General features: G+C 59.9%; 13 protein-coding genes. 4 read left to right on the top strand and 9 right to left on the bottom strand.

Features of this window, described 5'->3' with window-relative positions:
• Positions 1 to 69: 69 nt before the first annotated feature.
• The 9 genes from rlmH to rplU all read right to left on the bottom strand — a co-directional run bounded on the left by rlmH (position 70) and on the right by rplU (position 7,150).
• A complete protein-coding gene (gene rlmH / locus IEX27_RS03835) occupies positions 70 to 549 on the bottom strand; it encodes a 23S rRNA (pseudouridine(1915)-N(3))-methyltransferase RlmH (RefSeq protein ID WP_188720037.1) in 480 nt (159 codons plus the stop codon).
• 374 nt (positions 550 to 923) lie between these two features.
• Positions 924 to 1,355 (bottom strand): ribosome silencing factor, encoded by a 432-nt coding sequence (gene rsfS, locus IEX27_RS03830; RefSeq protein ID WP_244630235.1) that lies wholly within the window; start codon positions 1,353 to 1,355, stop codon positions 924 to 926.
• Between the two features lie 84 nt (positions 1,356 to 1,439).
• The gene (locus tag IEX27_RS03825; protein ID WP_244630211.1) at positions 1,440 to 2,072 is read right to left on the bottom strand and encodes a nicotinate-nucleotide adenylyltransferase; all 633 of its coding nucleotides are present in this window, start codon (positions 2,070 to 2,072) and stop codon (positions 1,440 to 1,442) included.
• Positions 2,073 to 2,074: 2 nt separating this feature from the next.
• Complete coding sequence (locus tag IEX27_RS03820) at positions 2,075 to 3,361, bottom strand: glutamate-5-semialdehyde dehydrogenase (protein WP_188719622.1); 1,287 nt, start codon at positions 3,359 to 3,361, stop codon at positions 2,075 to 2,077.
• Entirely contained in the window at positions 3,345 to 4,520 is a 1,176-nt protein-coding gene (proB, locus tag IEX27_RS03815; RefSeq protein WP_188719621.1) for a glutamate 5-kinase, read from the bottom strand. The genes IEX27_RS03820 and proB overlap by 17 nt, the downstream gene beginning before the upstream one ends.
• Positions 4,517 to 5,566, bottom strand: coding sequence for a GTPase ObgE (obgE, locus tag IEX27_RS03810; RefSeq protein ID WP_188719620.1), 1,050 nt, complete (start codon positions 5,564 to 5,566; stop codon positions 4,517 to 4,519). The genes proB and obgE overlap by 4 nt, the downstream gene beginning before the upstream one ends.
• Before the next feature lie 134 nt (positions 5,567 to 5,700).
• Positions 5,701 to 6,294, bottom strand: coding sequence for a GNAT family N-acetyltransferase (locus IEX27_RS03805; RefSeq protein ID WP_188719619.1), 594 nt, complete (start codon positions 6,292 to 6,294; stop codon positions 5,701 to 5,703).
• 120 nt (positions 6,295 to 6,414) lie between these two features.
• Positions 6,415 to 6,684, bottom strand: a complete 270-nt coding sequence (gene rpmA / locus IEX27_RS03800) for a 50S ribosomal protein L27 (protein ID WP_188719618.1) — start codon at positions 6,682 to 6,684, stop codon at positions 6,415 to 6,417.
• An 88-nt stretch (positions 6,685 to 6,772) separates the two neighbouring features.
• Positions 6,773 to 7,150, bottom strand: a complete 378-nt coding sequence (rplU, locus tag IEX27_RS03795; RefSeq protein ID WP_188719617.1) for a 50S ribosomal protein L21 — start codon at positions 7,148 to 7,150, stop codon at positions 6,773 to 6,775.
• A gap of 464 nt (positions 7,151 to 7,614) precedes the next feature.
• Here rplU and IEX27_RS03790 point away from each other — a divergent pair, with 464 nt between their 5' ends.
• The 4 genes from IEX27_RS03790 (at position 7,615) to IEX27_RS03775 (ending at position 11,776) form a co-directional block, all read left to right on the top strand.
• On the top strand, positions 7,615 to 8,418 hold the full coding sequence (locus IEX27_RS03790; protein ID WP_188719616.1) for a glycosyltransferase family 25 protein: 804 nt from the start codon (positions 7,615 to 7,617) through the stop codon (positions 8,416 to 8,418).
• Positions 8,419 to 8,949: 531 nt separating this feature from the next.
• Positions 8,950 to 9,846: an ABC transporter permease gene (locus tag IEX27_RS03785; protein WP_188719615.1), complete on the top strand. Its 897-nt coding sequence runs from the start codon at positions 8,950 to 8,952 to the stop codon at positions 9,844 to 9,846.
• Positions 9,846 to 10,664, top strand: a complete 819-nt coding sequence (locus IEX27_RS03780; RefSeq protein ID WP_188719614.1) for an ABC transporter permease — start codon at positions 9,846 to 9,848, stop codon at positions 10,662 to 10,664. The genes IEX27_RS03785 and IEX27_RS03780 overlap by 1 nt, the downstream gene beginning before the upstream one ends.
• Positions 10,665 to 10,675: 11 nt before the next feature.
• Positions 10,676 to 11,776 carry an ABC transporter ATP-binding protein gene (locus IEX27_RS03775; RefSeq protein ID WP_188719613.1) on the top strand — a complete coding sequence of 367 codons (1,101 nt, stop codon included), beginning with the start codon at positions 10,676 to 10,678 and terminating at the stop codon, positions 11,774 to 11,776.
• Positions 11,777 to 11,785 lie beyond the last annotated feature (9 nt).

Below are 11,785 nucleotides of genomic sequence, written 5' to 3'. Positions count from 1 at the left end.
GAGCCCGCTGCTCTAACACACCACAGGCGATCTGGTTCTGTCGAATCGTTTCGCGGTTGCAGAGCGAGCCTAGTCACGATGGTATGGGTGGCCGGACAGAATGGTGGCCACGCGATATAGCTGCTCGGCCAACATGATGCGCACCAGCTGGTGCGGCCAGGTCAGCGCGCCGAAGGAAAGGCAGAGATCAGCCTTCGAACGCAGTTCTTCCGGGTGTCCGTCCGGACCGCCGATCGCAACCACCACGCGGCGTTCCCCTGCATCGCGCCATTGCCCGATCCGCTCGGAAAGCTGACGCGAGGTGAAGTTCTTCCCCCGCTCATCCAAAAGGATAAGGATGCTTTCCGAGGCGAGGGGAGCCAGACGCGCAGCCTCCTCGCGCTTTCGTTCGTCTGCGTTCTTCGCCCGCCCTTCGGGCACTTCCGTGACGCCCTCGAACTCCAGTCCGATCGCGGGCCCGGCCTTTGCGAGCCGATCGAAATAGTGATCGGCGAGCGTCTTCTCGGGACCCGACTTCATACGGCCAACTGCGTGAACCTGGATACGAATGGGTTTTCTCCTGAAACTTCGGGAAGCTGGAGCAATTCCAGGAAAACTGGGAACCCGTTTTCGGTCGGGAATTGCGTTAAAACAACGGCTTAGACAATTTCAGCGTTTCTGTGAAACACTGGAAGATCCAAAACGCCAGGAAAGGGGGGCGACTTTCCATCCGAAATTGCGCGGGAACAAGAACCTGTATCGCTTCCGCGCCTCCACGAAGCGCTGAAACGATCGAGAACCATGCAAACGCAGCCGAACTACCATGCGCGACAGGAGCTGCCGCGCAGCAGGGCTGCTGATCTCAACGACACAAACGATTTTCTACGACGACCGTGCCGTCGATCAACTCACATATCGGCACGTCTCACCGAGGTGAGACGCTATTAGTGCACCGTGCCTTCCTCGGCGTCCGGAGCCTGCCACATCTTTTCGATGTTGTAGAACTCGCGAACCTCGGGGCGGAACACGTGGATGATGATGTCACCCGTATCGACCAGCACCCAGTCGGCACCCGATTGTCCTTCGACCCGCGGAGCGCCCAACCCTGCTTCCTTGAGGTTGCGGATCAGGTGATCGGCGATTGCCGCGACATGACGATGGGATCGCCCGGTGGCCACGATCATGTAATCGGCCAGAGGGGATTTGCCACGGATATCGATGTTGGTGATATCTTCTGCCTTGGAGTCATCAAGACTCGTCAGGACAGTTTCCAGAGCGCGAGCCACGTCTTCACGACCTGCCTCAGCGAGCGAAGGCAGTACTTCCGCCTTCTTTCCAATTGCTGTTCTCAGAGTTTTCCCTTTCCAGAAGAACAACGTTCCGGTGAGCTCATGCTGCACCGTACCGTATAAATAGGCAGACCTGCCGAAAAGTTTCAAGCGTCAGGCCGTACCGGTAAGCTAAGTGTTACCTCTCTTGCCGTGGCGCAGCTCGGTCGAAGAGAGTGGCGAAAGTGGCCCGTGGATGAAGGTCCAGGCCGGCGGCTGCATCTGCGCAAGCTCGGAAGCCCAAGCTTCATCGATCTTGGCCGCGGCGAAAGTCTGCGCCATCACGGAAGAATGATCCGCGAGTGACGATCCGGGACGGTTGTAGACCGCAATCGGTATGGTTTCCACGATCCATTGCCAGCGCGCCCACTTGTCGAAACTGGCAAGGCTGTCCGCCCCCATCACCCAGACGAAGCGAACATCCGGCAACTTTCCCAGAACAAGCTCAATCGTCTCCGCCGAGTAGCGGATCTTGTGAGCGGCTTCAAATCCGGTCACCTTGATCCGCGGATCATCAATCAACGCTTCCGACAGCCAGATTCGCTCCGCCAAAGTTGGTAGCTCGCTGTGGTCCTTGAGCGGATTGCCGGGCGAGACCATCCACCAGAGCTGATCGAGCTTCAGTGCCTCGATGGCATGCTGCGCGATCAGCAGATGGCCCTCATGGGGCGGATTGAACGAACCTCCGAACAGGCCAACGGTCATGCCGGCTTTCACCGCCGGCATGTCCAGATAATGTTCGGGAAGATCCGCTTCAGCACTCATGATCAGGGGCGCAGCTGTCCGTTGCCGCGAACGCGGTACTTGAACGAGGTCAGCTGCTCGACGCCCACCGGGCCGCGCGCATGCATCTTGCCCGTCGCGATGCCGATCTCGGCACCCATGCCGAACTCACCGCCGTCTGCAAACTGCGTCGAGGCGTTGTGCAGCAGGATGGCCGAGTCGATCTCGTTGAAGAAACGCTCGACGGCAGCTGCATCCTCGGCGACAATCGCCTCGGTGTGGTGCGAAGACCATGTCTCGATGTGATCGATCGCCTCGCCGACACCGTCGACCAGCTTCACCGATATTATGGCGTCCAGATATTCTGTCGCCCAGTCCTCGTCGGTCGCTGGAACAGCTTGCCCAAAGCGCGCCATCACCTCTTCACTTCCGCGAATTTCGCAACCCGCCTCGGCAAGCTTGGTCAGGATCGGCACAAGATGCGTGTCCGCCACTGCGCGATCCACGAGCAGCGTCTCGGCTGAGCCGCAGATGCCGGTGCGACGCATCTTGGCGTTGAGCGCAACGTTCACCGCCATGTCGAGCTTGGCCGACTTGTTGATGTAGAGGTGACAGATACCTTCGAGGTGCGCGAAAACCGGCACGCGAGCTTCCGTCTGCACGCGCGCAACAAGGCTCTTGCCGCCGCGCGGCACGATCACATCGATGTTGCCATCGAGACCCTTGAGCATCTCGCCAACGGCAGCACGATCCGTCGTCGGCACGCGCTGGATGGAGTGTTCTGGCAGTCCGGCTTCCTTCAAACCCTCCACAAGGCAGGCGTGAATGGCTGCGGACGAATAGGTCGAGTCTGACCCACCGCGCAGGATCACGGCATTGCCGGCCTTGAGGCACAGCGCGCCAGCGTCCGCCGTCACGTTGGGGCGGCTTTCATAGATCACGCCGATCACGCCAAGCGGGGTCCGAACGCGCTCGATATGCAGGCCATTTGGGCGGTCCCACTCGGCAATGAGCGAACCAACTGGATCGGCCAGCGCAGCAATCTCGCGAATGCCCTGGGCTATTGCTGCAACACGCTTCTCGTCGAGCTTCAGGCGGTCGAGCACGGCGCTGGTCAGCCCTGCGGCCTCGCCATGCGCCATGTCTTTGGCATTCTCGGCGAGGATTTCAGCGGTCCGACTTTCAAGCGCTGCGGCCATCCCCAGGAGCGCCTTGTTCTTCTGCTCGGTGGAGGCCGTCGCGAGTGGTCGTGCGGCCGCACGGGCGTTGCGCCCGAGATCAGACATGATAGCCGCTACGTCACTCTCTGAACGCTCATGCACTTGCAGCATGACTTTCCTCCGTATCGATCGTCTCAATTCCCTGGATCATCTGGAGCGAGAGCACCAGATCATCGCGATGCACCATGGCCGACCGTTCCTGGTAGCCAAGGACGCCCGGGATATCCTGTGTCTTCAAACCGGCGATGCGGATCGCATCGGCGGCATCATAGGCGGCGAGGCCGCGAGCAATTTCCGTTCCATCAGGCCCGTCGATGGCAACCGTGTCACCACGAGCGAATGAGCCGTGCACCGCCTTCACGCCGGCAGCAAGCAGGCTCTTGCCGTGCAGCAGCGCGCGCAGCGCTCCGTCATCGATCTGCAGACGGCCTGCGGGCTCCAGATGGCCTGCAATCCACGTCTTGTAGGCGGAAACCGGGGCGGGGCTCGGGCGGAAATAGGTGCAGCGCGCACCCTTCTCGATCGCCGAAAGCGGGTTCATCGCCTTGCCCGAAGTTATGATCATGGCCGCGCCTGCCGCATTGGCTATTCGACCTGCGTCCAGTTTGGTGCGCATTCCGCCGCGCGATAGCTCAGAAGCCGCGCCGCCGCCAAGCGCCATGATCTCCGGCGTAATGGCATCCACGACGGGGAAGAACTTTGCTTCAGGATCCTTTTCCGGAGGAGCCGTATAAAGACCATCGACGTCGGACAGCAGGATCAGCAGATCGCCGTGCATCATCGTGGCGACACGCGCTGCAAGACGGTCGTTGTCGCCATAGCGGATTTCGCTCGTTGCAACCGTATCATTCTCGTTGATGATCGGAATGGCCTTGAGCTTCAGGAGCGTCGACATGGTGGCGCGCGCGTTGAGATAGCGGCGGCGCTCTTCCGTGTCGCCCAGTGTCAGCAGCACCTGGCCGGAGGTGAGGCCATGCTTGTTGAACTCGCTCGACCAGGCGCCGGCCAGCGCGATCTGCCCAACAGCCGCAGCCGCCTGGCTCTCTTCAAGCTTAAGCGCGCGACGTCCAAGTCCGAGGATAGTACGGCCGAGCGCCACAGCGCCGGACGAGACCACCAGGATCTCGACGCCAGCAGCAGAAAGCCGCGCGATGTCATCCACCAGCGCGGCCAGCCACTCGGTCTTCAGCCCCGACGATCGATCGACCAGCAGGGCAGAGCCAATTTTTACGGTGATGCGCCGATAGGAGGAAAGGGAGATTTCCGTCATGTCAGCGGCCTGTCTTGCCAACGCTCGTCGACAGCATTGGGGTCTTTCTCTTCTTCACGCGCTTCCTCGATGATTTTCATCAAGGCGCGCAGCACTTCATCCACGCCGCTGCGCGTTGCGGAGGAAAGCAGCATCGGCTTCTTGCCCGACACCTCTTCCAGCGCGGCGACCTTCTCGGCGCGTTCTTCATCACTCAGGAGATCGATCTGGCTGAGCGCCAGGATCTCGATCTTGTCGGCAAGTCCGTGCTCATAGGCTTCGAGCTCGCCGCGAATGACCTGATAGGCTTCGGCCACGTCTTCCTCACGGGCAGACACAAGGTGCAGAAGAACGCGGGTGCGTTCTACATGACCAAGGAACCGGTCGCCAATGCCAATCCCCATGTGGGCGCCTTCGATGAGACCCGGAATGTCGGCGATCACGAATTCGCGCGCATCGATCCGCGCCACGCCGAGGTTCGGGTGCAGCGTCGTGAACGGATAGTCCGCAATCTTTGGCTTGGCAGAGGTCACCGCAGCAAGGAAGGTCGACTTTCCGGCATTCGGAAGCCCGACAAGCCCGGCGTCAGCAATCAGCTTCAGGCGCAGCCAGATGGTGCGTTCCTCGCCCTCAAGACCGGGATTGGCGCGCCTTGGCGCGCGGTTGGTCGAAGACTTGAAGTGCTGGTTACCGAAACCGCCATTGCCGCCCTTGGCGAGGCGGAAGCGCTGCCCCACCTTGTCGAGGTCGTAGATGAGCGTCTCGTTGTCCTCCTCGAAGATCTGGGTTCCGGCCGGAACGCGCAGGATCACATCGTCGCCATCAGCGCCGGTGCGATTGCGGCCCATGCCGTGGCCGCCGATCTTGGCCTTGAAATGTTGCTGGTAGCGATAGTCGATGAGCGTGTTGAGGCCGTCAACGGCCTCCACCCACACGTCGCCGCCGCGCCCGCCGTCTCCACCGTCTGGGCCGCCGAATTCCAAAAATTTCTCACGTCGGAAGGAGACCGAACCGGCCCCACCGTCGCCCGCGCGAATATAGACTTTTGCTTGATCGAGAAATTTCATCTTCCAGGCAGCTCTTTTTCGTGGAGCCTCATGTAGCGCATCCTTGCGGCAAGCGCGAGGGGTGCATTGGGCCCGATCCATGTTCAGCGGCACAGTCGGGTGTTTCAAAACACCCCGACCATACCGCTCTTTATTTAGTGCCGCGATCCCCAGCTGCGAAGGCTCACCCAGGTCTTGCGATCAAGGCGATAGCGCTCGACGGGGACCCGTCCGGCAACCAGCGATTCCATCATTCCCTGACCCGAATACTGGAAGCCGCACTTGTGAATGACCCGACGCGAAGCATCGTTGATCACCCGGCAGGACACATTCAGATGCTCGATCTGTGTCGCGCGGAAGGCGAGGTCAACCAGTGCATGAGCGACTTCCGTGGCATAGCCATTGCCCCAGTAGCGTTCGCCGATCCAGTAGCCGAGCTCGAGCCCATGTTGCCGCTGATCAAGGCCTGCGCAGCCGATGAATGCTCCGGTTCCGGCAAGCGCGATCGCGTAATGGCAACCACCGAACCTGCGTGAGCGCGTTCCCTCCACGAACTGCTCCGCATCGGCTTGCGTGTAGGGGTGCGGCATACGCGCCAGCATCTCCGCCACGCGGCGGTTGTTGGCCAGCTCCGTCAGTTCCGGAATGTCATCCGGATGCGGCGGGCGCAGCACCAGCCTCTCGGTTACCAGAACCGGACATTCTATGTCCGATGTAACGTCTTCACACTCTTCGCTCTCAAGCACCATCGGTGCATCCTCCGCAAAAGGAAAGGGGAGATGGCGACCCATCTCCCCTGAACCTTTTCCGGATTCTTTCCGGACACTGGCTTCCCTGGATGGGTCGCCGGTGTCTTGGTGCGGAACCGGCTACTCCGCAGCTTCCTGCAGCGGGTTTACCGCCACATAGGTTCGGCCGTTGGCTTTCGTCGCAAATGCAACAGAACCTTCCACGAGCGCGAACAGGGTATGGTCTTTGCCCATGCCCACGTTTGCGCCTGGATGCCACTTGGTGCCGCGCTGACGAATGATGATGTTGCCGGCGAGAACGCGCTCACCGCCAAACTTCTTTACGCCAAGGCGCTTCGACTCTGAATCGCGACCGTTACGCGAAGAACCGCCGGCTTTTTTGTGTGCCATGGTCTTACTCCTATGCGTTCACTTGAACGCTTCATTTCCAGTTATGAACGCCTGGCGTTCATTGAACGATGGAACCGTAAGGTTCCGGTTACTCCGCTGCGGCTTCTTCCTTGGCGGCGGCCTTCTTAGCTGCCTTCTTGGCAGGCTTGGCGCCTTCAACAAGGATTTCCGTTACGCGGATGGTCGTCAGCTCCTGACGATGACCGCGCTTACGGCGCGAATTCTGGCGGCGACGCTTCTTGAACGCGATGACCTTCGGTCCGCGGCCCTGCTCGACAACTTCAACGGCAACCGTAGCGCCTTCAACGACCGGCAGGCCGATCTTGACGTCTGCGCCTTCGCCAACGGCGAGAACGTTGCCCAGCTGTACGATTTCGCCAGCTTCGCCAGCGATCTTCTCGATCTTCAATACATCGTTCGGGGCAACGCGGTACTGCTTGCCACCGGTTTTGATGACTGCGAACATCTTTGATACCTTTCAGTGTTCGGTCCGGCTTGACGATTTCACCACCGCCAGCCGTCTTTTTATCAGTCGTAGGGTTCGGTATTCCTCACGGCGCAAGGCCGCGAACAGACAGCGCAGACTTCTCCACGCTGAATGGTGGAGGTCCTTAACCCATGGCTTTCGCCCCGTCAATATAAGAGCGGTGAAAAGCGTCAGATTGGCTCTTGTGCAATGCGAATGATGTCGCTATCTAGGCGCGACTGAGTTCGGGCGTGCTTCGCCCAACTCCGGAGAGGTGGCAGAGCGGTTGAATGCACCGCACTCGAAATGCGGCAGATAAACTCCAGGTCTTGCGACCGGATTGTATCTCTGGCTTAACCCAACTGCGCCGCACTTACCGCCTTCTGATGCATTACAGGGCATGCCGCTCTAGGGTAGTTTGCCGACGTTGTAGTGCTGCATCTTCATCGTAATACCGAAATATCGTGGATTTCCGGGACATCTGGGGGAGGGCCATGAACCGGTACGAAATCGCTGTGATCAGCCTGCGGGGGAGTCCGCGGCGCGAGCAGGTTCGCGAAAACCTGCGTGACCTTCAGAATGTTGAATGGTCATTCTTCGATGGTCTCACGGCGGACGTCGATGTCCCCCGGATTAGCAATACACCAGAGCGCCAGATAGCGCGTTTCGGCCGCTTGCTTAGCAACGGGGAAATTGGCTGCTTCAAGAGCCATATTTCGCTACTCAGCAATTTCCTCCATCATCGTTCGCATCCATGGATCCTGATCATGGAAGATGATGTATGGCTCGATGATCGGTTTGACCTCGGTGAGGTTATAGACTTTGCCGAGGCTCAGGGGCTCCACTACGTTCGATTGTTCGCAAAGGCCTACAAGCCCGCTCACGTCATTGGGCACCTGAGCGGTTTCCGCCAGGTCATTCGCTTCAAGACAGACCCCTACGGTACCCAGGCCTATCTGATCAGCAAGCGCGGCGCGAGTACCTTCTTTAGAAACCTTCAATACATCGAGCGTCCGATCGATGATGAGTTTGGGCGCTTCTGGCACCATGGGCTACATCCGGTTTCGGTATTTCCGTTCCCTGCAGCCGAAAGGGCTGTTCCGTCGATCATTGAGGGTGGGCGGGAAGGTGGCAGCGTCGCGCGCATTCGCTTCCGCGGTGATTTGCTTACATTCCGCGCCGTCGAAAAGCTGAGGAAGTCCATGACCAACCTGCGCTACAGAATCCCGCCGGTCCGCGGTTTAGCCCCGTGTCTGCCGTTAATGTGATCCGACGCGGTCTCCTGCGCGCAAGGGTGGCGCTGCTCGGGGTTCTGATCCAGCGGTGACAGTGCGGACATAGGCGTCGCTCTATGCACGGCGGCCGGTGCGATAGTGGCAGGAATCTGGCACTACGTGGAGGCTGGTCATCTCCATTGGAAATAGCCCAAATTTATTTGGAAGGCCGCGCGCTGGAGAATTGAGGTCTGGGTGCCTAAGTAATTCATCGCACGCAACAACTACCGAGTGCGCCGTCCTGAGTTCTATTTGATGGGGTGCCCGGACCCATCAAGTCCTTGCTCGCAACGCGTCAGCTGAGGCCTCAAGCCTAATCCGTTGACTATCGCTGTCAGTGTTCGGGATTAGATTAATGCGTTAATTACTGCGCTCGACAGCCGCGCGCGGCATCGTCATCTCGTCTCTCCCATCCGCACCCATAACCATCAGGAATAACGCGGCTTATGTCTTGCATGGACAGGCGATAGGCGAAGCTTGTCTAATCGTTTGGTAATGCAAAATCTCAGTAGGCTGAGTTGTTGAATGAGCACCACCATTCCGAACAGGAATACCTTGCTGGCAGGCTTTAGCTCTGCCGATTGGGAATCGCAGCGCCGCCGCGTGACGGCCGTCCTGCTGATCCTTCCCGTAGTAATGATGACGCTCCTGTTCCTGGTGCCTCTCGGATATCTGCTCTGGCTCAGCTTTGGCGGCCCCGCAGGTTTCAGCCTCAACGCCTACAAGCAGCTGTCAGCGCCCTTCTACATCAATCTGGCGCTCTTCACGTTGCAGCTTGCGTTTCTCGTCACCATCGCCTGCGCGGTCATTGCCTATCCGCTGGCCTACATGCTGGCGAACATCGAGAACACGCTGTCGCGTCTTGTCGTGCTTGGCCTCGTGATCTCGCTCTGGCTCAGCGTTCTCGCCCGTACCTATAGCTGGATCATCATCCTGCAGCGCAACGGTGTCGTGAACAACATGCTGCAGTGGATGGGAATCACCGATGGCCCGCTGTCGCTGGTCTATAACCAGACGGGCGTCTACATCGGCATGATCCATATCCTGCTGCCCTACATGGTTATGACGCTCTACCCAACCATGCGCGCCATCGATGGCTCGCTGGTCCGCTCGGCACTCAGCCTTGGCGCAACACCCTGGACGGCCTTCCGCCGCATCTACTTCCCGCTCTCCATGTCGGGTCTGGTGTCCGGAAGCATCCTCGTCTTCACCATGGCGATCGGCTTCTTCGTGACGCCTGCGATCCTTGGTGGCGGCAGCGCAAACACCATCGTCATGGCGATCCAGAATCAGGTGCAGGTCCTCGTCGATCTCCCGCTGGCCGCCGCAACATCGATCATCCTCCTTCTCGTGAGCATGCTGATCCTCGTGGTTTATGAAAAGATCGCGGGCGTCGAGAAGATCTTCGGAGAGGGCCGCTAATGAACGAGTATCTTCTCGGCCTCCAGGGCAGGCGCGTCCTGTTCGCATACGCCATCGTCCTGATCCTGTTCATCATTCTTCCGGCACTGGTGCTGGTTCCGATCTCGATCAGCGCCGACGATTCCTTCGTCATCATCCCGGAGGCTTTCTCGCTCCGCTGGTACGAGCAGCTGGTTGGCGATCCGCGCTGGCGCAATGCGCTCGTCCTGTCGCTTCAGGTCGCAGCCGTCGCTTCGGTGATGGCCACGATTGCCGGCGTGCTCGGCGCCATCGGCATCAGCCGCGCCTCGCCGAAGGTCGCAAAGGTTCTTCGCCTGATCTTCATCGCGCCGATCATCGTGCCGCTGATGGTTATCGGCGTCGGCTTCTACATGCTCTATGCGCGGATGCGCCTGGTTGGCAGCTTCTTCCCGCTTTGCCTTGCTCACGCGGTCCTGGTTCTGCCCTTCGTGATGCTGCCGGTTTCCGCCCGTCTCTACAGCATCGACAAGCGTCTTGAATGGGCAGCGGCCTCGCTTGGCGCCGGTCCTTACCGCACCATCTTCCGGGTCCAGCTTCCGCTCCTCGCCCCGTCTATTTTCGCAGGCTTCGTCTTCGCCTTCATCTTCTCCTTCGATGAAGTCGTCGTCGCCCAGTTCCTGTCCGGCCCGCGGCTGGAGACCCTGCCACGCCGCATGTGGGAAGGCATCCAGATGGGCGGTCTGGAAAAGACCATCACGGCAGTAACCACTGCTCAGCTCCTCCTCGCTGTCGTGGCCATGCTGATCATTTCTATCTGGCAGCGTCGTTCCGCGACGAAAGCAGTTTCCTCCAAGTAAGAGAGTAATTGATGACGACTGCAACCACATCGATTGCTGGCACGGCGCCCATCAACACGCGCGGCGTTGGCGTACGGTTCGAGCAACTGTCGAAGCGGTACGGAGACTTCTACGCCGTCGACAGCCTGGATCTGAACGTCGCCCCGGGCGAATTCCTGAGCATTCTCGGGCCCTCCGGCTCCGGCAAGACCACCGTTCTGATGCTGATCGCGGGCTTCGTGGCGCCGACCTCCGGCCGCCTGCTGCTGGGCGATCAGGATATTTCCCAGATCCCGCCCTACAAGCGCAACATCGGCGTCGTCTTCCAGAACTACGCGCTGTTCCCGCACCTCGACGTGCGTCGCAACGTCGGCTTCCCGCTCGAAGTGCGCGGCGTGCCGAAGGACGAGATTGCCAAACGTGTGAACTGGGCGCTTGAGCGCGTTCACATGGAAAAGTTTGCCGACCGCCGCATCTCGCAGCTTTCCGGTGGCCAGCAGCAGCGTATCGCGCTTGCCCGCGCCATCGTGTTCGAGCCGCGCGCCCTGCTGATGGACGAGCCGCTTGCCGCGCTTGACCGCAACCTGCGCCAGGACATGCAGTACGAGATCCGCAGCCTGCAGCGTTCGCTCGGCCAGACGGTGATCTATGTGACCCACGACCAGGAAGAGGCACTGAACCTCTCCGACCGCGTGGCCGTCATGAACCTTGGCCGCCTCCAGCAGGTGGACACCCCTAAGAACCTCTACCTTCGTCCGGCCAATCCGTTCGTGGCAGGCTTCTTCGGTGAAGCGAACCTTCTTTCCGGTAAGACGCAGGGCGGCGTCTTCACCACTGATGCCGGCATAAGGCTGCCGGTGACGGAAACGCGTGAAGGACCTGCGGTCCTTTGCGTACGCCCGGAAATGATCGTGTTTGGTGACGAGCGGAAGTCTGACTTCCCGTCGCTGACCGGCACCGTGCTCGAGACCCGCTACCGTGGCAGCATCCTGCACATCGAGCTGGATACGCCCTTGGGCAAGATCAACGCCGTTCAGCACATCAACACGACAAACGATGCCCCGGCCGAGGGGACCACTCTGGAGTTCGGCTGGGATCCAAATCTTGGTCACGTAATGATGGGCCAAGTGTAACCACCGTGT

Origin of the sequence: Nitratireductor aestuarii, assembly GCF_014641695.1 — a bacterium.
Taxonomy (GTDB): domain Bacteria; phylum Pseudomonadota; class Alphaproteobacteria; order Rhizobiales; family Rhizobiaceae; genus Chelativorans; species Chelativorans aestuarii.
Note: the sequence above shows the minus strand (reverse complement) of the source record. Positions and strands in the feature narration are given on the sequence as shown.

Coding starts and splice junctions, on each gene's coding strand:
- IEX27_RS03805 (WP_188719619.1), bottom strand. CDS start 6,294: ATGGTGCTTGAGAGCGAAGAGTGTGAAGACGTTACATCGGACATAGAA.
- IEX27_RS03780 (WP_188719614.1), top strand. CDS start 9,846: ATGAACGAGTATCTTCTCGGCCTCCAGGGCAGGCGCGTCCTGTTCGCA.
- IEX27_RS03775 (WP_188719613.1), top strand. CDS start 10,676: ATGACGACTGCAACCACATCGATTGCTGGCACGGCGCCCATCAACACG.
- IEX27_RS03825 (WP_244630211.1), bottom strand. CDS start 2,072: ATGAGTGCTGAAGCGGATCTTCCCGAACATTATCTGGACATGCCGGCG.
- proB (WP_188719621.1), bottom strand. CDS start 4,520: ATGACGGAAATCTCCCTTTCCTCCTATCGGCGCATCACCGTAAAAATT.
- IEX27_RS03785 (WP_188719615.1), top strand. CDS start 8,950: ATGAGCACCACCATTCCGAACAGGAATACCTTGCTGGCAGGCTTTAGC.
- rpmA (WP_188719618.1), bottom strand. CDS start 6,684: ATGGCACACAAAAAAGCCGGCGGTTCTTCGCGTAACGGTCGCGATTCA.
- obgE (WP_188719620.1), bottom strand. CDS start 5,566: ATGAAATTTCTCGATCAAGCAAAAGTCTATATTCGCGCGGGCGACGGT.
- IEX27_RS03820 (WP_188719622.1), bottom strand. CDS start 3,361: ATGCTGCAAGTGCATGAGCGTTCAGAGAGTGACGTAGCGGCTATCATG.
- rplU (WP_188719617.1), bottom strand. CDS start 7,150: ATGTTCGCAGTCATCAAAACCGGTGGCAAGCAGTACCGCGTTGCCCCG.